This window comes from Coprococcus sp. AM100_B19A, from assembly GCF_027662015.1.
GTDB classification, from domain to species: Bacteria; Bacillota; Clostridia; order Lachnospirales; family Lachnospiraceae; genus Allocoprococcus; species Allocoprococcus comes.
In genome coordinates, this window is the sequence record NZ_JAQDKN010000001.1 from 14,155 (window position 1) to 33,810 (window position 19,656).

At 41.8% G+C, this 19,656-nt stretch carries 22 protein-coding genes; 20 read left to right on the forward strand and 2 right to left on the reverse strand.

Annotated elements, in window-relative coordinates:
• Positions 1 to 20: 20 nt before the first annotated feature.
• From PGQ33_RS00060 to PGQ33_RS00105, 10 genes are all read left to right on the forward strand, one after another.
• A complete protein-coding gene (locus tag PGQ33_RS00060; RefSeq protein ID WP_270205001.1) occupies positions 21 to 1,043 on the forward strand; it encodes a rod shape-determining protein in 1,023 nt (340 codons plus the stop codon).
• Positions 1,044 to 1,931, forward strand: a complete 888-nt coding sequence (gene mreC, locus PGQ33_RS00065; protein WP_008370236.1) for a rod shape-determining protein MreC — start codon at positions 1,044 to 1,046, stop codon at positions 1,929 to 1,931.
• 2 nt (positions 1,932 to 1,933) lie between these two features.
• Positions 1,934 to 2,461 (forward strand): rod shape-determining protein MreD, encoded by a 528-nt coding sequence (mreD, locus tag PGQ33_RS00070; RefSeq protein WP_173826051.1) that lies wholly within the window; start codon positions 1,934 to 1,936, stop codon positions 2,459 to 2,461.
• 61 nt (positions 2,462 to 2,522) lie between these two features.
• Positions 2,523 to 5,363, forward strand: a complete 2,841-nt coding sequence (locus tag PGQ33_RS00075) for a penicillin-binding transpeptidase domain-containing protein (RefSeq protein ID WP_442872443.1) — start codon at positions 2,523 to 2,525, stop codon at positions 5,361 to 5,363.
• Positions 5,364 to 5,382: 19 nt separating this feature from the next.
• Complete coding sequence (locus PGQ33_RS00080; RefSeq protein WP_022221007.1) at positions 5,383 to 6,027, forward strand: septum site-determining protein MinC; 645 nt, start codon at positions 5,383 to 5,385, stop codon at positions 6,025 to 6,027.
• 13 nt (positions 6,028 to 6,040) lie between these two features.
• Positions 6,041 to 6,832 carry a septum site-determining protein MinD gene (gene minD / locus PGQ33_RS00085; RefSeq protein ID WP_008370246.1) on the forward strand — a complete coding sequence of 264 codons (792 nt, stop codon included), beginning with the start codon at positions 6,041 to 6,043 and terminating at the stop codon, positions 6,830 to 6,832.
• Between the two features lie 11 nt (positions 6,833 to 6,843).
• On the forward strand, positions 6,844 to 7,074 hold the full coding sequence (locus tag PGQ33_RS00090) for a cell division topological specificity factor MinE (protein WP_022221008.1): 231 nt from the start codon (positions 6,844 to 6,846) through the stop codon (positions 7,072 to 7,074).
• Positions 7,071 to 8,195: an FtsW/RodA/SpoVE family cell cycle protein gene (locus PGQ33_RS00095; protein WP_055157102.1), complete on the forward strand. Its 1,125-nt coding sequence runs from the start codon at positions 7,071 to 7,073 to the stop codon at positions 8,193 to 8,195. The genes PGQ33_RS00090 and PGQ33_RS00095 overlap by 4 nt, the downstream gene beginning before the upstream one ends.
• Before the next feature lie 14 nt (positions 8,196 to 8,209).
• A complete protein-coding gene (locus PGQ33_RS00100; RefSeq protein ID WP_008370250.1) occupies positions 8,210 to 8,605 on the forward strand; it encodes a methylglyoxal synthase in 396 nt (131 codons plus the stop codon).
• A complete protein-coding gene (locus tag PGQ33_RS00105) occupies positions 8,589 to 9,575 on the forward strand; it encodes a D-alanyl-D-alanine carboxypeptidase family protein (RefSeq protein ID WP_270205003.1) in 987 nt (328 codons plus the stop codon). The genes PGQ33_RS00100 and PGQ33_RS00105 overlap by 17 nt, the downstream gene beginning before the upstream one ends.
• 122 nt (positions 9,576 to 9,697) lie before the next feature.
• Here PGQ33_RS00105 and PGQ33_RS00110 read toward each other — a convergent pair whose 3' ends face one another.
• Positions 9,698 to 9,904, reverse strand: coding sequence for a DUF378 domain-containing protein (locus PGQ33_RS00110; protein WP_022221010.1), 207 nt, complete (start codon positions 9,902 to 9,904; stop codon positions 9,698 to 9,700).
• A gap of 79 nt (positions 9,905 to 9,983) precedes the next feature.
• Between PGQ33_RS00110 and PGQ33_RS00115 the strand changes: the two genes are divergently transcribed.
• The 10 genes from PGQ33_RS00115 to pepV all read left to right on the forward strand — a co-directional run bounded on the left by PGQ33_RS00115 (position 9,984) and on the right by pepV (position 18,663).
• Complete coding sequence (locus tag PGQ33_RS00115) at positions 9,984 to 10,928, forward strand: TIGR01212 family radical SAM protein (protein WP_270205004.1); 945 nt, start codon at positions 9,984 to 9,986, stop codon at positions 10,926 to 10,928.
• A gap of 17 nt (positions 10,929 to 10,945) precedes the next feature.
• Positions 10,946 to 12,361 carry an HlyD family efflux transporter periplasmic adaptor subunit gene (locus PGQ33_RS00120; RefSeq protein ID WP_008370259.1) on the forward strand — a complete coding sequence of 472 codons (1,416 nt, stop codon included), beginning with the start codon at positions 10,946 to 10,948 and terminating at the stop codon, positions 12,359 to 12,361.
• 17 nt (positions 12,362 to 12,378) lie between these two features.
• A complete protein-coding gene (locus PGQ33_RS00125; protein WP_008370261.1) occupies positions 12,379 to 13,077 on the forward strand; it encodes a YggS family pyridoxal phosphate-dependent enzyme in 699 nt (232 codons plus the stop codon).
• A 28-nt stretch (positions 13,078 to 13,105) separates the two neighbouring features.
• Entirely contained in the window at positions 13,106 to 13,651 is a 546-nt protein-coding gene (locus PGQ33_RS00130; protein ID WP_008370263.1) for a cell division protein SepF, read from the forward strand.
• A gap of 17 nt (positions 13,652 to 13,668) precedes the next feature.
• A complete protein-coding gene (locus PGQ33_RS00135) occupies positions 13,669 to 14,445 on the forward strand; it encodes a YlmH/Sll1252 family protein (protein WP_270205005.1) in 777 nt (258 codons plus the stop codon).
• A 25-nt stretch (positions 14,446 to 14,470) separates the two neighbouring features.
• Positions 14,471 to 14,998, forward strand: coding sequence for a signal peptidase II (gene lspA / locus PGQ33_RS00140; protein ID WP_270203678.1), 528 nt, complete (start codon positions 14,471 to 14,473; stop codon positions 14,996 to 14,998).
• Positions 14,988 to 15,905 (forward strand): RluA family pseudouridine synthase, encoded by a 918-nt coding sequence (locus PGQ33_RS00145; RefSeq protein WP_055260964.1) that lies wholly within the window; start codon positions 14,988 to 14,990, stop codon positions 15,903 to 15,905. Before lspA ends, PGQ33_RS00145 begins: the two co-directional genes overlap by 11 nt.
• An 83-nt stretch (positions 15,906 to 15,988) precedes the next feature.
• Positions 15,989 to 16,624 carry a cytidylate kinase-like family protein gene (locus PGQ33_RS00150; protein ID WP_117558349.1) on the forward strand — a complete coding sequence of 212 codons (636 nt, stop codon included), beginning with the start codon at positions 15,989 to 15,991 and terminating at the stop codon, positions 16,622 to 16,624.
• Between the two features lie 143 nt (positions 16,625 to 16,767).
• Positions 16,768 to 17,217, forward strand: a complete 450-nt coding sequence (gene dtd, locus PGQ33_RS00155) for a D-aminoacyl-tRNA deacylase (protein ID WP_055260960.1) — start codon at positions 16,768 to 16,770, stop codon at positions 17,215 to 17,217.
• 78 nt (positions 17,218 to 17,295) lie between these two features.
• Complete coding sequence (pepV, locus tag PGQ33_RS00160; RefSeq protein ID WP_195502631.1) at positions 17,296 to 18,663, forward strand: dipeptidase PepV; 1,368 nt, start codon at positions 17,296 to 17,298, stop codon at positions 18,661 to 18,663.
• Positions 18,664 to 18,936: 273 nt separating this feature from the next.
• On the opposite strand, the gene lexA is transcribed toward pepV, so the two are convergent.
• Positions 18,937 to 19,557, reverse strand: a complete 621-nt coding sequence (lexA, locus tag PGQ33_RS00165) for a transcriptional repressor LexA (protein WP_055157087.1) — start codon at positions 19,555 to 19,557, stop codon at positions 18,937 to 18,939.
• Positions 19,558 to 19,656: the final 99 nt, after the last annotated feature.

Here is a 19,656-nt window from a genome sequence, read left to right on the forward strand (position 1 = left end):
ATGGAAAGGAACTTTAGATTATGGCGCGAAATATTTACGGTCTTGATCTCGGGACTTATGAGATCAAGGTGTATGATAAAAAGCAGGACAGTACGTGGAAAGAGAAGAATGTAATTGCTATTGTGGACGGAAAAGAGATCTTGGCTGTCGGCGATGAAGCATATGCGATGTTCGAGAGAACACCGGGAAATATTGAAGTGGTGTTTCCGATGAAAGAAGGTGTAATCAGCAGATTTACGGATATGCAGTATCTTCTTCAGAATCTGCTGAAGAAAGAGCGCCGTTTTACAAGAGGATCAGAATATCTGATCGCAGTACCTACGGATGTCACAGAAGTTGAAAAACGGGCGTTTTTTGATCTGGTTGTTCATTCAACGGCGAAAGCAAAAGAAGTGAGTATTGTAGAACGCGGTGTTGCGCAGTGTATCGGAATGGGAATTGATGTCCGGAAGACAAAAGGGATGCTGATCGTTGATTTTGGTGCGGCTACAACCGAATTATCTGTAGTAGGTTCAGGTGGCATGGTACTTAATAAAATGCTTAAGATTGGTGGTATGACATTTGATGTGACAGTTCAGAATATGGTCCGCCGGAATTATGATTTTCTGATCGGAAGACAGACAGCCGAGGCTCTCAGAAAACGTTTTGGAGTGCTTGGCGGAAACGGAAAAGCTTCCATGGTGGTTGCCGGACGTAATCTGGTTGTTGGTGTACCAAGATACCAGGAAATCCCAAGCAGTGCGGTACGGGCTGCGATGAAAGAATCTCTGGAAACCTGTACTTCGCAGATTGGTCAGTTGATTGAACGGACCCCACCGGAGGTAGCCCGTTCAATCAGAAAGAATGGAATCTGTCTGACGGGTGGTGTTTCCAGGCTACCGGGGCTTGACCGGTACATAGAAGCTGTGACTGGATATCCGGTGCATGTGGCTGCTAAGCCGGATCTGTGTGCAGTAGAAGGGCTGCGACGGATGATCAATTCAAAAGAACTTAAAAAACTTTCGTACTCAATGTTGGATGAAAATTATAGGTGGATAAGATAGATGAAAAGAAAGAATCAATTTTCAACATCAAATAAATACTGGTTGCTGATCCTTGCTATCATATGTATTGTATTGATGGGACTTTCCGGATTTGCAGAGTCCGGGAAAGGACCGCTTTCCTGGGCAGCAGGTTACACGATCGTGCCGATGCAGAAAGGAATCAACCGTGTTGGGATGTGGATCGGCGATGTTTCAGAGAATTTTGCAACACTTCAGGAAATAAAAAAAGAAAACAAAGAACTGAAATCCCGCCTGGAAGAGATGACGACTGAGAATAACCGGTTGCAGCAGAATTCAGCAACGCTGGAAAGATATAAAGAACTATATAAGATGGATCAGAATACAGCGGATTATCCGAAAGTTGCTGCGAATGTAATCGCCAGCGAGAATAGCAACTGGTTTTCGAAATTTACGATTGATAAGGGAAGCAATGATGGGATCAGGGAAGATATGAATGTCCTATCTGGAACCGGACTGGTTGGGATCGTCACAGAAGTCGGACCGAACTGGGCAACAGTAAGTTCGATTATCGATGATAAAAATGTAAGTGCCATGATCCTGACAACCTTTGACAAATGTATTGTAAGCGGAGATCTGCAGACGGTGCAGGACGGACTTTTAAAATTTGAACAGCTTGCCAATAATGAAAATGAAGTGGCGGTCGGAGAACAGGTTGTAACATCGAATATCAGCAGCAAATATTTGCAGGGACTTCTGGTTGGATATATTTCAGAGGTAAATGTAGATTCCAATAACCTGACAAGATCCGGATATATCATTCCTGCTACGGATTTTAAGGAATTACAGGAAGTTCTTGTTATTACAACAACAAAGCAGGATCTGATCGATGGAAAAGGTGAAAGTGGAAGCGATAACGGAGGCGAATAGACATGAAAAAGATTAAAAGGATCCTGATCTGTGCTGTGTTGATCACTGTCTGTTTTCTTCTGGAGACAACGGTGTTTCAAAAGCTGGCGTTTGCCTCGATTATTCCGAATCTCCTGATTATCGTGACGTCCTCATTTGGATTTATGAGGGGACAAAAAGAAGGGATGATCATCGGCTTTTTCTGTGGACTTTTAAAAGATATACTAGGTGGAAATCTGCTTGGATTTTATGCGCTGATCTATATGCTGATCGGATATGGCAACGGATTTTTCCAGAGAGTATTTTATGACGAAGACATTAAACTCCCGTTGGCACTTATTGCCGGCAGTGAGTTTCTATATGGTATGGTGATTTATGTCCTTTTATTCATGTTAAAAAGTGATTTCCATTTTTTGAATTATCTGAGACATGTGATCATGCCGGAACTGGTTTACACGATTCTGGTTACACTTGTTCTGTATCAGATCATTCTGCATATTAACCGAAGACTTGAAGAAGAAGAAAAAAGGAGTGCTAGCAGATTTGTATGATTTATTGGATCGTCTGAAAAGATGGTTTATCGACTTGGTAAAATCTAGAGTGTTTGTGCTGATGCTTGTGTTTATTGTGCTTTCTACAATTTTGATACAGCGTGTGTTTGCTTTACAGATCGTAAACGGACAGGCATATCTGGATGACTATAAGCTTCAGATCCAGAAAACAAAAGAGGTACAGGGAACCAGAGGTCGTATCCTGGATCGGAACGGAGTGGTTCTGGCAGATAACAAGCTCGCATATTCCGTCACGATTGAAGACAACGGTGACTATGATACGGTCAAAGAGAAAAATAAAATCATCAATGCGACAATTGAGAAAGTGATCAGTATTGTTGAATCGAATGGAGATTCTATTGTCAATGATTTCAAAATTATTCTCAATGATAATGGAGAATATGCTTATTCCATGACAAGCGAGGTGCAGCGTCTGCGGTTCCTTGCGGATGTGTTTGGAAAAGCAACCATTGATAAGCTCAGTAACAAGCAGAAGGCATACAGTGCGGCAGATCTGATGCATTATCTCTGTACAGATGAGACCTACGGTTATGGGCTGGACGAACAGAAACTGTCCAAAGAAGAAATCCTGAAGTTGGTAACAATCCGGTATTCCATGGGACTGAATCGCTATCAGAAGTATGTGGCTACAACGATTGCAAGTGATGTCAGTGAAAGTACAACAGCTGCTATTATGGAGAACCTGGATACTCTTCAGGGAGTTAATATTGAAGAGGATTCAATCCGTTATTACCCGGACAGCAAATATTTTGCGTCTATTCTTGGTTATACGGGCGTGATTTCACAAGATGAATATGATGCGTTGGATGAAAAGGAGTCGGACTCGTATTCTCTTACGGATGTGGTTGGAAAAGCAGGGCTGGAGCAGACACTGGATAAAACACTTCAAGGTGAAAAAGGTGAAATCAAACTTTATGTTAACAGTGTGGGAAAGGTCATTGAGTCTAAGCAGGGGAAAAAGGCAAAAGCAGGAAATGATGTCTATCTTTCTATTGATGCCAATCTGCAAAAGGCAGCTTATGATCTCCTGGAAGAAAAGCTTGCCGGAATCATCCTTTCCAATCTGACTACGTCTTTGACCTATGACCGTACACAGGCAGAAGAGGGAAGTGATGTGAAGATACCGATTGGTGATGTTTACAATGCATTTATTTCCAATGAGATTCTGAATGTGGGACATTTTGAGGCTGCGGATGCCGGGGAGACTGAGAAAAGTGTGTATGCGTCATTTTCCTCCAAAAAGGAGGCAGTGCTTGCAGATGTGATGGCACAGCTGAGTGATTCAGGTGCGCCGGCATATAAAGACTGTGATGAGGATATGCAGGCATATCTCAGTTATATTATCAGTACTGTACTTACCCAGAATGCAGCAATCATTCAGAAAGATTCGATTGATACCAATGATTCTACATATATTGCGTGGGAAAATGATGAGAGCATCAGTCTCTATACTTATCTGAATTATGCGATCTCCAAGAACTGGATCGATACATCAAAACTGACTGATTATATGAACAGTGACAGTGAGTATTCGGATCAAAATGAAGTATATCAGGGGATTCTGGCGTATATCAGTGCAAATCTTCCTAAGGATTCCGGATTTGACAAACTGATCTACAAGTATATGATACGCAATGAAGAAATCACAGGAAGCCAGATTGGTATGATGCTTTATGAGCAGGGAATTCTGAATTATGATGCAGATGTTTATAATAAGCTTGCGGATGGTACAATGACCGCCTATGATTTCATGTATTCCAAGATTGAAGATCTGGAAATTACACCGGGACAGCTTGGACTGGAACCATCTACCGGATCGGTCGTAGTAACTGACACGAAGACCGGACAGCTTCTTGCCTGTGTATCCTACCCGGGATATGATAATAACCGGCTTGCAAATACCATGGATTCAGGCTATTATACAAAGCTTTTAAATGATCAGTCAGCACCGTTATATAATAATGCGACGCAGGAGAAGACGGCACCGGGATCTACTTACAAACCACTGGTTGCTGTTGCCGGACTGACAGAAGATGTCATTGATACCAGTACGTATATCAGCTGCGGCGGACTCTATGAAAAAATTTCACCGAGTCCACGATGCTGGATTTATCCGGGGTCGCATGGAAGTCTGAATGTGACGAGTGCGATCCAGCATTCCTGCAATATGTTCTTCTATGAAGTTGGATACCGTCTGGGACTTACAAACCAGATGCTCAGTAATGCAAAGAGCAGCGAGTCGGGATATTCTTCTGACCAGGGATGTGAGACGCTTCTGAAATATGCGACTATGTTTGGACTGAACCAGACAACAGGAATCGAAATTCCGGAATCGTCACCTCAGGTATCTGATCAGGACTCTGTACGTTCTGCAATCGGTCAGGGTACTAATAACTATACGACAACTCAGCTTGCAAGATATGTTACAGCAATTGCAAACAGAGGAACTGTTTATAATCTTTCCCTTCTGGATCATGTGGAAAATAAGGATGGTAAGGTAACAAAAACTTACGAACCGGATGTGCTGAACCAGATAGAGGGTGTTTCCGGAAATACATGGGATGCTGTTCAGTCGGGAATGCGGGCAGTTGTTACCAGCAACAGTACATATTCTTCGCTGGGAAATATTACAATGTCAGGTAAAACCGGTACGGCACAGCAGAGTACTACACATCCGGATCACGGTCTGTTTGTTGGCTATGCGCCAAGTGACGACCCGGAAGTCGCATTTGCGATCCGTATCAAAAATGGTTATGAATCTTTATATCCGTCAGAGATTGGAAGAGACCTGATGCGCTATTATTATGGAGAGACAAGCCGTGATGAGCTGATCACAGGGCATGCATCGGCAGCAGGTTCATCATCGACACATGGAGACTAGATTGAGGGGGATCACAGGTATGAAACAGAAAGTCATCATTAAAAGTAATAAATACGGTCTGATTGTTCATATGGATCCTGATGCAGAGTATACAGAGATTCTGAAGGAATTGAGAGAAAAATTTACCGAATCTGCCCGCTTTTTCAAAGATGCGACCATGGCGGTTACGTTTGAAGGGCGGATTCTTACAAAACCACAGGAAGAAGAGGTCATTGGTCTGATCACTGATGTCGCTCATATCCATATTGTCTGTATTTTTGATGCTAATGAAAATACAGAAAGATTATACAAAAAAGTAGTAGAAGACTCTCTTAACAGTTTAACCAGAAAAGAAGGTCAGTTCTACAAAGGTACGCTCAGACAAAGGCAGGTACTGGAGACAGAACAGAGTATTATTATACTTGGCGATGTAGAGTTTGGTGCAACCGTAGTATCCAAGGGCAATATTGTTGTGCTGGGTGCGGTAAGGGGAACGGTACATGCCGGGGCAACAGGAGATCGGAATGCGTTTATTACAGCGTTGTCGATGAGACCGCATGTGATGAAGATTGCAGATATTGTATCAACACATACATATCTTCAAGACGAAACCGTAAGACCAAGTATCGCCCGTCTTGACGGCAAGCGCATTTATATCGATCCACTGGAGAATTTAGAGTGGTAGGAGGATCTGAAAAATGGGTGAAATTATTGTAGTGACATCGGGAAAAGGCGGTGTCGGAAAAACAACAACGACAGCAAATATAGGTGCCGGACTTTCAAGGCTCGGGAAAAAGGTACTGGTGATCGATACGGATCTGGGTCTTCGGAATCTGGATGTTGTCATGGGACTTGAAAACCGGATCGTATATAATCTGGTCGACGTGATCGAAGGTGGCTGCCGTTTGAAGCAGGCGATGATCAGTGATAAGCGTCATGAAAATCTGTATCTGCTGCCATCGGCACAGACAAAGGATAAGTCAGCGATCACACCGGAGCAGATGATCAAGCTTACAAATGAGCTTCGAGATGAATTTGATTACGTTTTACTGGATTGTCCGGCAGGAATTGAGCAGGGATTCCAGAATGCGATTGCCGGAGCTGACAGAGCATTTGTTGTGACAACGCCAGAAGTATCCTCCATTCGTGATGCTGACCGCATCATTGGGCTGCTGGAGCAGAATCACATGAAAAAACTGAATCTTATTATTAACCGTATCAGGATGGATATGGTGAAAAGAGGAGAGATGATGTCAGTAGAAGATGTGACAGAGATTCTTCCTATCGATCTGATCGGAGCAATTCCGGATGATGAACAGGTCGTGATCGGAACGAACCAGGGAGAGGCGGTTGTAGATATGGATTCGCTGGCAGGAAAAGCATATACCAATATCTGCCGGCGTATAACTGGTGAAGAAGTGCCATTTCTCGATCTGGATAAACAGGAAAGTTTGTTTTACAAACTTTCCCATATGTTTAAAAGAAATTAGGAGGATGTATCATGCATGTATTTGAAAGAGGTATGCACCATTCATCTGTCCGCATTGCAAAAGAACGTTTGAAAAGCCTTCTTGTTTCGGACCGGGTGCAGTGTCAGCCAGATACTTATGAACTTTTGTGCGGAGAATTATACCACACAATCGGAAAATACATGAAGATAACCGAAGATAATTTTAAAGTGGAAATAACACGTTCACAGATTAGAATCAACTTGACAGGAGAAAAATCGTGAGATTACCAAAAAAGACAAAACCTTATCATTTAAAAGATGTGAAATTCGGTCTGGTCATTTCTGTTATTGCTATATCGATTATCGGAGTTATGGTAATCGGAAGTGCAAAGCAGGCAGTACAGGGAAGACAGATCATAGGACTTGTCGCCGGAGTGATCCTGATGATCATTCTTTCGATGATAGACTATGTATGGCTTCTGAACTTTTACTGGATTTTATACGGGATCAATATCATTGCACTGGTATGTGTAAAGCTGTTTGGAACCAATGTAAATGGTGCACAGCGGTGGATCGATATCGGAGTGACGAATTTTCAGCCATCAGAGCTCAGCAAAATACTGGTTGTCGTATTCTTTGCAAAATTTCTGATGAATCATGAGGATGATCTGAACAGTGCTGCAACCATCCTGAAAGCAGTAGGACTGATTGCACCAACACTGATCCTGATCGTTCTTCAGCCAGACCTTTCAACAACCTTATCCATAGCGCTTGTCTTTTGTGCTATGATGTATCTGGCGGGACTGAGTTATCGATTTATCGGAACCCTGATTGCGATTCTGGTTCCGGTTACGATTATTTTTATCAGTATTGTTGTACAGCCAAATCAGCCATTTCTGCACGATTATCAGCAAAAGCGTATTCTGGCATGGCTGGAACCGCAGAAATATGCAAGTGATGAAGCTTACCAGCAGAATAATGCAATTATGGCGATTGGCTCCGGACAGCTTACCGGTAAAGGATTGAATAATAATACAACCACATCCGTGAAGAACGGAAATTTTATTTCTGAGCCACAGACAGACTTTATTTTTGCAATTGTAGGTGAAGAATTAGGTTTTGTGGGTTGCTGTATCGTGATTGGTCTGTTATTATTGATTGTAGTACAATGCATATTGATAGGACTCAGGGCACAAGATCTGGCGGGGCGGATTATTTGCTGCGGTGTAGCCGCGCAGATAGGATTTCAGTCGTTTATCAATATCGGCGTGGCAACAGGGATCTTACCAAATACAGGAATTCCCCTTCCGTTTGTTAGTTACGGACTGACTTCGCTTATCAGCTTATATATGGGAATTGGCATTGTATTAAATATAGGGCTTCAGCCTAAAAAATATCAGTAAAAGGAGCTGAGAAAATGAATATCGGACTTATTGCGCATGACTCTAAGAAAACACTGATGCAGAATTTCTGTATTGCATATCGTGGGATTTTGAGCAAGCATGAGTTGTATGCGACCGGTACAACCGGCCGGCTGATCGAAGAAGTTACTAATCTTTCTATTCACAAATATCTTGCGGGACCGCTGGGCGGCAAACAACAGCTCGGTGCGCAGATTGCACAGAATGGAATCGATGCTCTGATCTTTCTTCGGGATCCACAGAATCCAAAGCCACATGAACCGGATGTAAATGATGTCATTCGTCTTTGTGACATGCACAACATCCCGATGGCTACCAATCTTGCAACGGCAGAAATCATTATACTTGCATTAGACAGAGGAGACTTGGATTGGCGTGAGATGTATAAGTAGAGCAAAAAGTGTCGCACTGGTATGTGTGGCATCGATAAGTCTGTTTACAGGTGGTTGCATCGGAGGAAAAGGAGCAACACCTGTGACAGCATATGAACTTAAAAATTATAATCAGGATTTATACCAGGGAAAGCTTTATGCAGAGGAGCTGTGTGTAGCACAAAATGATGTGGCGTTAGAGGGATATACAGAAGATACTGAATTGCACAGTGCTGCATTATTTGATCTTACAGGAGAACGTGTATTATATTCTTATAAAGCGCATGAACGACTGTATCCTGCCAGTACAACCAAGATCATGACGGCACTTCTCGCTATTGAGAATGCAAATTTGGATGACCAGGTGACGATCAGTGGAAACGCAGATGCATCCAGTTTTTCGGCGGATGCACAGGTGTGCGGTCTTGCGAAAGGAGAAGTCTGGACACTCAGGGATCTTTTGGGAGCTCTTCTTTTGTATTCTGGAAATGATGCAGCAACTGCAATCGCGGAATATGTAGGTGGATCAGAAGAAGCGTTTGTTAATATGATGAACCGCAGAGCCCAGGAATTGATGGCGAACGGGACTCATTTTATGAATCCGCACGGACTGCATGATGACAATCATTATACAACAGCGTATGACCTTTATCTGATATTTAATGAGTGCATAAAGCATGAAGATTTTGTAAATATCATACAGAGTGAAGCATATACCGCATATTATACAGATGTGGACGGTAACAGCCAGGAGGCGTTGTTTACACCGACCAATCTCTATGCGCAGGGAGAGGTGGATGTGCCGGAGAATGTTACGATCGTAGGCGGGAAGACCGGGACAACGGATGAAGCAGGATATTGTCTGATTCTAATGGAAAAAGATTCCAGTGACAATCCATACATATCGATTGTTATGGGAGCCTCAGAAAAACCGGTTCTGTATGAGGATATGACATCATTGATCGAGGCAATCCCGTCTGGTCAGCAGTAAATGTGGTGTGTGAATCTTATCGTATACACAAAAAGGGGCATCTCTTGTCTGGGAGCCCCTTTCTTTTTTTCAAGCATGTAGAAAATACACCGAGATGGTATCAGGTACATTACCTGGGCGTATTAAGATTCGGACATGGATCCGATTCTACCAAAAAGACTGATCAGGTAGAGTCCACACAGTCCGACGATCGTGTAGACGATACGTGAGAGCCATGACATGTTTCCAAAAAGCCAGGCAATAAGATCCAGACGGAATATACCGATCAGAAGCCAGTTCACAGCACCGATGATCACGACGGTGAGTGCTGTATTATCAAACCATTTCATGTAAATATCCTCCTTATACGATTCTATACGGTTAGTATGTGTTAAAATTTTTTAATTATTCATAAATGAGAGGAAAAATATGTTATATTATAAATATTCGGATTACCTGAAAAATAAATATGGTGAAAAAGTATACAAGCTTCCGGTGAACCTTCCGGTCACATGTCCGAACCGTCTTAACGGAGATGGATGTGCATTCTGTGCCGGTGCAGGAACCGGATTTGAGGCAATGGCGGCTACAGTTTCTGTCACAGAACAGTTGACACAGACCAGACAGATGATCACGAGAAAATACCATGCCAACAAATATATTGCATATTTTCAGAATTATACCAATACCTTTCTTCCTCCGGACAGATTTCGCAGTTATCTGATGGAGGCTACCAGGATTCCGGGTGTCGTGGAGATATCTGTTTCCACAAGACCGGATTGTGTTTCGGCTGAGTATCTTGATATTATGAGAGATATCCGCGCGATGACCGGAATTCAGATGAATGTAGAACTTGGATTACAGACAGCAAATTATCATACACTGCAGATGATCGACAGGGGACATGGTCTTGCAGAATTTATCGATGCAGTACTGCGGATTAAAAGATATACTGGTATTTCAATCTGTACCCATGTGATTCTTAATCTTCCGGGAGATACGGCAGCGGATGCAAAAGAGACTGCAAGAATCCTTACTGCGCTTGGTGTGGATATTGTGAAACTGCATTCGCTTTATATTGCCAGAAATACACGGTTGTGCGATTGGTATGAAAATGGTAAAATAACGGTATGTTCAAAGGAAGAATATTTTGAAAGAGTGATTACGTTTCTTGAACAGATTCCGGAAACCGTGGCAGTAGAACGAATGTTTTCAAGAATTCCTGAGAAAGATGCAGTGTTCTGTAACTGGGGATGCAGCTGGTGGAGGCTGAGGGACGAACTGCTGCAGAAGATGGAAGAGGAAGGCAGGTATCAGGGTAGGTGCTGTGATTATCTGAATGGTGCGGCACTGTGCCTGTTAAAATCCGAATAGATTTGGAGGCTTGATTTTTGGCTGGGAAAAAGAAGAATACGGAGGTCGTCAGCCTCCAGAAATATAAACGAAAAGGACATTTAAATATTGGTACGATTCTGTTTGGAATTATTTTTGTGTATCTTGTTTTTACCGTTCTGATCTATTTTACAAAAGACAGAGTGAGTGTATATGAGGTACGGGAAGGAAGCATTTTAAAAGACAGGAATCTAACCGGAATGGTTCTCAGAAAAGAAACGGTGGTAAATGCTGAAAAAAGCGGATATGTCAATTATTTTGTAGATGATGCACAGAAGGTTGCACTTGGAACCAATATTTACACCATTACGTCTTCCAAGCTCGAGACACAGACGGATCAGGACAGCAATGAAGAAGTTTCCCTGAATGCAGATGAATGGAACAGTATTCTGCTGAAGGCACAGGGATTTAATGAATCCTATTCACCGGAGGAGTTTAAGACGGCATCAAATCTGAAAAGTGAAGTAACAGCGATCTTACAGAACAATACGACACAGAGCAGGGTTGCACAGCTGAATTCTATTCTGCAGTCCGGAAATGTAGATGCATTTCAAAGCCCGGATGACGGAATCGTGGAGCTTTCGGTAGATGGCTATGAAAATCTGACGACAGATAATATCACGGATGAGATGTTTGATAAGGCAAATTACAGTGTCACAGAGCTTTCAGGCAACCAGAAGATTGATGCAGGGCAGCCGGTATATCGCCTGGTCACAGATGAAGAGTGGACGGTAACGGTACGCCTGACCTCTGATCTGGCACAAACCTTCCAGAAAAAAATGAACGGGGAAGATTCCCTTTCTGTTGAGGTCAGATTCCTGAAGGATAATAAGGACCTGTGGGGAACTATGCGACTTACGGAAAAGAAAAATGATATTTATGCCAATATTACTTTTAAGGATTCCATGATCCGGTATGCAGATGAACGGTTCGTGAATATTGAACTGATCCTGGAAGACGAGTCCGGGCTTAAGATTCCGAAAACCTCGGTAACGGAGAAAGACTGTTATGCTGTTCCGATAGATTATATTACGAGCGGCGGGGCTTCTCAGAACGAAGGTGTCTACAGGCAGACGACCAAAAAAGGAAAGACGACAACGGAATTTATTCCGGTGACGATCATTAACGAGGATACGGAATCGGGTATTGCATATCTGGATACAGAGAATCTGAAAAAAGGAGATACTCTTTTGTTGCCGGAATCTTCCGATACGATGGATCTTTTGAAAACCGAAAGCATCAAAGGAGTTTATAATGTCAATAAAGGCTATGCTGTATTCAAGCAGGTTCAGATTCTGAGTGAGAGTGATGAATACTATATTATTGCAGAAGGAAACAGCTACAGTCTATCCAATTATGATCATATTGCCCTGAACGGAGATTCTGTTCGGGATAATCAGATAGTAAGTCAATAAGAAATGGAGTGAAAGAAATGATCACAGAAAACTTAAAAGATGTGGAAGCACGTGTATGCGCTGCATGCGAACGCTCCGGCAGAAAACGGGAGGATGTAACACTGATTGCTGTAAGCAAGACCAAACCGGTAGAAATGCTGGAAGAAGCGTATGCTTACGGTTGCCGTTATTTTGGTGAAAATAAAGTGCAGGAACTGGATGAAAAATATGATATAATGCCGAAGGATATTCACTGGCAGATGATTGGTCATCTGCAGCGCAACAAAGTAAAATATATCATCGATAAGGCAGAGCTGATCCATTCTGTTGATTCTATTCGTCTTGCGGAAACAATTGATAAAGAAGCAGCGAAAAAAGGTATTGTTGTAAATGTGCTTCTCGAAGTAAACATGGCAAAAGAAGATACAAAATTCGGTCTGATGCCAGAGGAAGTTATGGATTTTATTCATGAAATTGTCAGATTTCAACACATAAAAGTACAAGGATTGATGACAATTGCTCCGTTTGTAGAAAACCCGGAAGAAAATCGTATACATTTTGCAAACTTACGAAAATTATCTGTTGACATTGCAAAGGAAAAAGTTGATAATGTTAACATGAGTATTCTTTCAATGGGGATGACCAATGATTTTGAAGTTGCTATAGAAGAGGGAGCCACCATGGTTCGGATAGGGACAGCAATTTTTGGCGAGCGAAATTATGCTCATCAGATTTAGATACCACAGATAGGAGTGTATAAGAAAAATGGGAGTATTAGATAAGTTTTTAGACGTTATGAAATTAAACGGCGACGATGATGAGTATGATGATGATTTCTACGATGAAGATGACGATTTTGAAGATGAGTCATATGAAGAAGAGAAGCCAAAAAAGAATATTTTTGGAAAGAAAGATAAACCGGCTGCTTACGAAGAAGAAGAGGAAGATTATCAGCTTAAAAAATCAGGTCGTTCAAATAAAGTCACCCCGATGCGCCAGCCTTCTACACGCAGAAATGCTCCTGCAATGGAAGTTTGTGTAATCAAACCAAACGCAATGGATGATACACGCGAGATTACAGAGACTCTTCTCGCGGGAAGAACTGTTATTTTGAATCTGGAAGGTATGGATCTTGAGATCGCGCAGAGAATTATTGATTTCACATCAGGATCTGCTTTTGCAATTGATGGTAATCTTCAGAAGATTTCAAGTTATATTTTTCTGGTAACACCGGCAAATGTTGATATTTCCGGCGATATGCAGGATCTTCTGAATACTTCGTTCGATGTGCCGATCCAGAACCGTTACTAGAAGAAAGAAGACAGGGTATGGAAAAAGAAGAGACTTTACTTCGTAAACGTCTGATTGAGCTGTCTAACAATGCTTATCAGAGAGGAATCATTATGTATTCCGATTTCCTGAACCTGAATGAACTGAATATATTACATACTACGCCGAAGGATTCTTTCCCTGTTCCATACAGGACCTTTGGCGGGTATGATCCGTCAGAGCGTCAGATGGCAGCATTTCTACCTGATGCTTTTTATATGTATATGGATGAGGAAAGTATCCGCAGTACATATCCGATCCGCATTCTGAAGATCAGTCCGCTACAGCCGAAATTTGCTGAGGAATTATCACACAGAGATTATCTGGGTGCACTTCTGAACCTTGGGATCACACGGGCAAAGACGGGAGATATTCTGATTCACGATAAGGAAGCTTATGTTTTTGTACATCAGGAACTGACGGAGTTTCTTGTAAAAGAACTGACCAGGGTACGTCATACAACCGTTCGTGCCGTAGAAGTAGAAAATGCAGATTTTAAATGGAAGCCAAAGTACGAAGAGATTAAGGGAACTGTTGCATCAGTACGCCTGGATTCCCTTCTTTCACTGGCTTTTTCTTCGTCCAGAAGTAAACTTACTGCATTGATTGAGGCTGGGCGTGTATATGTAAACGGAAAGCTGATTACCAGTAATGGATATCATGTAAAGGACAACGATATCATTTCCGTAAGACAGATGGGACGTTTTCAGTACGAAGGAGTTCTTTCCGAGACAAAAAAGGGACGTTATTATGTTACAATCCGAAAGTATATCTAATGGCATTAGCAGTAAAGGAGAGCATATGAAGAACAGACCAGGGTTAAAACAATATATTTTTGCAGCACTTGGAGTCGTAATCCTGGTGCTTCTGGATCAGTATACAAAGCTTCTGGCAATTGCACATTTGAAGGATCAGTCTGCATTTGTGTTGTGGAATAATGTTTTTGAATTGCATTATCTTGAAAACAGAGGAGCTGCATTTGGGATTTTTCAGAACCAGCGATGGTTCTTTGTCATCATGACCGTTGTGATCCTTGTTATTGTGAGCTGGTTTTATGGCAGAACTCCGGTAGAAAAAAGATATCTGCCACTCAGAATCTGTATGATCGTTCTGACAGCCGGAGCAATCGGGAATTTTATTGACCGTCTGACCAGAGGATATGTGGTTGACTTTTTTTATTTTTCACTGATTGATTTTCCGATTTTCAATGTGGCGGATATTTATGTGACTGTGACGTTTATCGTTCTGGTTCTGCTGATCTTTTTTTATTATAAGGACGAAGATTTTTCTATTTATTCGCGCAGACAGGAGCAGAAACATGCAGATTAAAGAATTTCAGAGTGAAGAAAATGCAGGGGAGAGAATCGACAAATTTCTCACAGAGAAAGTGCCGGAGCTTTCCCGTTCTTATATTCAAAAACTGATAAAAGAAAAAAATGTAAAGGTAAATTCCACAGTAATCAAATCTAACTATAAGGTTGCAAAAGGAGATCAAATTCAGATTACGATACCGGATTTGACGGAACCGGATATCCTGCCGGAAAATATACCATTGGATATTCTCTATGAGGATGATGATATCCTGGTGGTTAATAAGCCGAAAGGTATGGTAGTGCACCCGGCAGCAGGTCATTATACCGGAACCCTGGTCAATGCGATCATGTATCATTGCAAAGACCGGCTTTCAGGAATCAACGGTGTAATGCGTCCGGGAATCGTACACCGGATCGATATGGATACTACCGGTTCTCTTCTGGTATGTAAAAATGATACCGCACACCAGATCCTTGCAGAGCAGTTAAAAGAGCACAGCATTAAGCGGATTTATCATGCGATTGTACACGGTAATATCAAAGAGGATTCCGGTACTGTGAATGCGCCGATCGGACGCCATCCGATTGACCGGAAGAAAATGAGTATCAATGAAAAAAACGGCAGAAATGCAGTGACACACTACCGGGTCCTGGAGCGGTTTGGCGAGTATACTTATATTGCCTGTGAGCTCGAAACCGGTCGCACACATCAGATCCGTGTGCATATGGCAAGTATCCATCATCCGTTACTTGGAGACTGTGTATATGGTCCGGCAAAATGTCCGTGGACACTACAGGGGCAGACACTTCATGCGAAAATTCTTGGAATTATCCATCCGAGAACCGGAAAATATATGGAATTTGATGCCCCACTTCCGGAATATTTTGAAAATTTATTGAAAAAACTACGCAAAATGTCATGAAAATCTATACATTTATTATGAATTGTTATATAATATGTATAGGATAATCATGGAATAATGACCTGCAAAGGAGCGTGACGTTTATGAGTAAAACACATACAATTATAACAATAGGTCGTCAGTTTGGAAGCGGAGGACGCGAGATTGGAAAACGTCTGGCAGATGAACTGGGAATTGAGTTTTATGATAAAGAATTGTTGTCACGGGCAGCAAAGGACAGTAAGATATGCAAAGAGCTTTTTGAGACACATGATGAAAAACCGACGAACAGTTTTCTCTATTCATTGGTAATGGATACATATTCTATGGGATTTGCATCCGGTTCTGTCAATGAAATGCCACTAAATCACAAGATTTTCCTTGCGCAGTTTGATGCGATCAAAAAGATTGCGGAGGAAGGACCGTGTGTACTGGTAGGAAGATGTGCGGATTATGCACTGGAAGAGCGGGATGATGTACTAAGTGTATTCATTCATGCAGATCTGGAAGACAGGATTAAAAATGTAGCAAAGCTGAATGAATTGACAGATAACAAAGCAAAAGATCTGATACATAAGACAGATAAACGCAGGGCAAGCTATTACAATTATTATACCAACAAAAAATGGGGCGATGCCGAAAGTTATGATATTTGTATAAACAGTTCCAAGTTTGGTGTTGACGGATGTGTGAAAGCTATCAAAGATTTTCTTGAATTAAAGGCAAGCTTGGAAGAGTAAGAACAGAGATTATAATGTTATAAGACGGGGGAAATAAAAATCCCCCGTTTTTTAGACCTGTAGCAAAATACTTATGTTCTGATAATTTCGGAACACAGGTATTATAGTGTCAAATAAAGAGAAGAAAGAGGAGACAAGAAAACATGAAATTTGTAATTCAGAGAGTAACACATGCCGAGGTTGCGGTAGAAGGAGAAGTGATCGGAAAGATTGGAAAAGGATTTATGGTGCTGATCGGAGTGGCACAGGATGATACCAGAGTGATTGCAGACAAAATGGTAAAGAAGTTGACAGGACTTCGCATTTTTGAAGATGAGAACGGAAAGACCAATCTTGCCCTGAAGGATGTGGATGGAGAACTTCTTCTGATTTCCCAGTTTACCTTATATGCAAACTGTAAAAAAGGATTCCGCCCAAGTTTTATTGAGGCAGGTGCACCGGATATGGCAAATGAACTGTATGAATATATTATTGAAGAATGTAAGAAAGTGATCCCGGTTGTGGAAAGAGGAAACTTTGGCGCAGATATGAAGGTATCTCTTTTAAATGACGGTCCATTTACGATCGTGCTGGATTCGGAGCAGATTTGTTAAATTATTATTTGGTTTCTAAAGATGTATCGTGTATAATAGAATACAGATGGAATACACAAGAAAGTGGGGAATGTAATAATGAGTTATGAAGCATTAAACAGCAGGATTATGGAGATGAAGGATGAAATTCTTGCTGGAATCCAACAGAACATGAGAATTGAAAGCGTGCGTGGTGAGGCACAGCCAGACGCGCCATATGGTCCGGGACCGAAGGCTGCTCTGGAAGATGCCCTTGAACTTGGCCGCAAGCTTGGCTTCAAGGTTGGGCAGGCAGACAATCGTATAGGCTGGGTAGAATATGGAGAAGGAAAAGAGATGGTAGGCGTTCTTGGTCATGTAGACGTTGTACCGGCTGGCGATACCGGTTGGACTTATCCTGCCTATGGTGCCGAGATCCATGATGGAATTCTTTGGGGAAGAGGATGTCTGGATGATAAGGGACCGATCATTGGATCAATTTACGCATTGAAGGCGATCCGTGACCTGAATCTTCCAATTGACCGTAGAATCCGTGTTATTTTTGGATCTGATGAGGAATGTGGCTCTTCATGTGCAGCGTATTACGTAGAGAACGGATATGAGATGCCGACGATCGGATTTACTCCGGATGCAGATTTTCCGGTTATTTTCTGTGAAAAAGGAACGACCGGCATCAAAGGCGGTTCTAAGGTTTATGACAAAGGTCATATCGAAGTGGAATATTTTGGTGGTGGAATTGCTGACAATGTCGTGATTCCAACTTGTAAACTGATCGTAAAAGGAGACATTAAGGTAGCAGAGACAGAAGGAATCACTGTGACGCATGAAAACGGAAAAACAATCGTTGAAGCGGTGGGAAGAAGTGCACATGGAAGTACCCCGCATCTTGGTGTAAATGCAGCAATTCTTCTTTTGAATGCAGTGAAAGAGAATGAATTTGGTGGAGAATTCCAGCAACTGATGGAATTTCTTCTGAACGAGATCGGAGCGGAGACAAATGGAGAATCACTGGGGGTACATTATGTGGATGAAGAAACTGGTGAGACAACCGTAAACCTTGGTATTGTTTATTATGATGGAGAAGAGACCTATTTTACATTAGATGTCCGTTATCCAAAAAATGCAGATCCGAAAGTTGTTGATGATACACTGATCAATCATATCAACAGTTACACATTCGATGTGCTCCGGAAAAATAACCACAAAATTCTCTATGTACCAAAAGACTCTGAACTGGTGACAAAGCTCGTTCATGTATATGAAGAAGAGACTGGCGAGCACCTGGAACCACTTGCAATCGGTGGTGGAACTTACGCAAAGAAATTCCCGAACATGGTTGCATTCGGACCGGTATTTCCAGGTGAAGCAGACGTGATCCATCAGCCAGATGAACATGTGGAAGTAGAAAAGCTTCTCCGTGCACTGCAGATTACGGCAGCAGCAATGTACGAACTTGCAAAAAAATAGTAGAAAACAGTACTGACTGAATCATCTGAATATGTCATATATAGATACGAGCATCGAAGGGTGAGCTGTTCAATGGAACAAAAGCCGGATAAGATGACAGGTTGAGAATACCTGTACATCTTATCCGGCTTTTTTGATGCATTTGAAAAAATATTTATGATAGTAAGAGAAAAAGGGATATGGAGAAGAACATATATAAAAAACAGGTGAGTACTTGCAAAAAGCACTTCTATCTGAGATGCTTCTGCAAGTGTACTCACCTGTTTTTTAAAATTAACGGAAGAAGCGCATAACAGCAGCAACTTTCCCTAAAATCGTAACATCTTCAAGGATAAATGGTTCCATTGCATCATTCTCCGGCTGAAGACGGATCACACCTTCTTCTCGGTAAAACGTCTTTACCGTTGCACCGTCATCAATCAGAGCAACAACCATGTCACCGTTCTCTGCAGTTGCCTGCTTTTCCACAATGACATAATCTCCATCCAGTATACCGGCATTTATCATACTTTCACCCTGAACTTTCAGCATAAAGAGTTCTTTATTTGATGAAATATATTCAGTAGGAACAGGATAGTAATCTTCAATATTTTCCTGTGCAAGAACCGGTTCTCCTGCAGCTACATGGCCTACGATCGGAATCTGAACCATCTCACGTCTTGTGAGATTAAATGAATCATCCAGAATCTCGATTGCACGTGGTTTGGTTGGGTCACGTCGTATGTATCCGTTCTTTTCAAGAGTCTCAAGATGAGAGTGTACAGAAGAAGTTGACTTCAGATTCACAGCATCACAGATCTCACGTACAGCCGGTGGAAAACCACGTTGCAGGATCTGGGACTTAATATATTCAAGTATCTCTTCCTGTTTCTTGCTAATATTACCTTTACTCATAAAAGACCTCCTAAATCTGTATCTATATCAATTTGAATTATTATCTGAACTATTAAAATTATCATATCATACAGAAGAAAAAATAGCAAACAAATGTTT

Coding starts and splice junctions, on each gene's coding strand:
- PGQ33_RS00060 (WP_270205001.1), top strand. CDS start 21: ATGGCGCGAAATATTTACGGTCTTGATCTCGGGACTTATGAGATCAAG.
- mreC (WP_008370236.1), top strand. CDS start 1,044: ATGAAAAGAAAGAATCAATTTTCAACATCAAATAAATACTGGTTGCTG.
- mreD (WP_173826051.1), top strand. CDS start 1,934: ATGAAAAAGATTAAAAGGATCCTGATCTGTGCTGTGTTGATCACTGTC.
- PGQ33_RS00075 (WP_442872443.1), top strand. CDS start 2,523: ATGCTTGTGTTTATTGTGCTTTCTACAATTTTGATACAGCGTGTGTTT.
- PGQ33_RS00080 (WP_022221007.1), top strand. CDS start 5,383: ATGAAACAGAAAGTCATCATTAAAAGTAATAAATACGGTCTGATTGTT.
- minD (WP_008370246.1), top strand. CDS start 6,041: ATGGGTGAAATTATTGTAGTGACATCGGGAAAAGGCGGTGTCGGAAAA.
- PGQ33_RS00090 (WP_022221008.1), top strand. CDS start 6,844: ATGCATGTATTTGAAAGAGGTATGCACCATTCATCTGTCCGCATTGCA.
- PGQ33_RS00100 (WP_008370250.1), top strand. CDS start 8,210: ATGAATATCGGACTTATTGCGCATGACTCTAAGAAAACACTGATGCAG.
- PGQ33_RS00110 (WP_022221010.1), bottom strand. CDS start 9,904: ATGAAATGGTTTGATAATACAGCACTCACCGTCGTGATCATCGGTGCT.
- PGQ33_RS00115 (WP_270205004.1), top strand. CDS start 9,984: ATGTTATATTATAAATATTCGGATTACCTGAAAAATAAATATGGTGAA.
- PGQ33_RS00125 (WP_008370261.1), top strand. CDS start 12,379: ATGATCACAGAAAACTTAAAAGATGTGGAAGCACGTGTATGCGCTGCA.
- PGQ33_RS00130 (WP_008370263.1), top strand. CDS start 13,106: ATGGGAGTATTAGATAAGTTTTTAGACGTTATGAAATTAAACGGCGAC.
- PGQ33_RS00135 (WP_270205005.1), top strand. CDS start 13,669: ATGGAAAAAGAAGAGACTTTACTTCGTAAACGTCTGATTGAGCTGTCT.
- lspA (WP_270203678.1), top strand. CDS start 14,471: ATGAAGAACAGACCAGGGTTAAAACAATATATTTTTGCAGCACTTGGA.
- PGQ33_RS00145 (WP_055260964.1), top strand. CDS start 14,988: ATGCAGATTAAAGAATTTCAGAGTGAAGAAAATGCAGGGGAGAGAATC.
- PGQ33_RS00150 (WP_117558349.1), top strand. CDS start 15,989: ATGAGTAAAACACATACAATTATAACAATAGGTCGTCAGTTTGGAAGC.
- dtd (WP_055260960.1), top strand. CDS start 16,768: ATGAAATTTGTAATTCAGAGAGTAACACATGCCGAGGTTGCGGTAGAA.
- pepV (WP_195502631.1), top strand. CDS start 17,296: ATGAGTTATGAAGCATTAAACAGCAGGATTATGGAGATGAAGGATGAA.
- lexA (WP_055157087.1), bottom strand. CDS start 19,557: ATGAGTAAAGGTAATATTAGCAAGAAACAGGAAGAGATACTTGAATAT.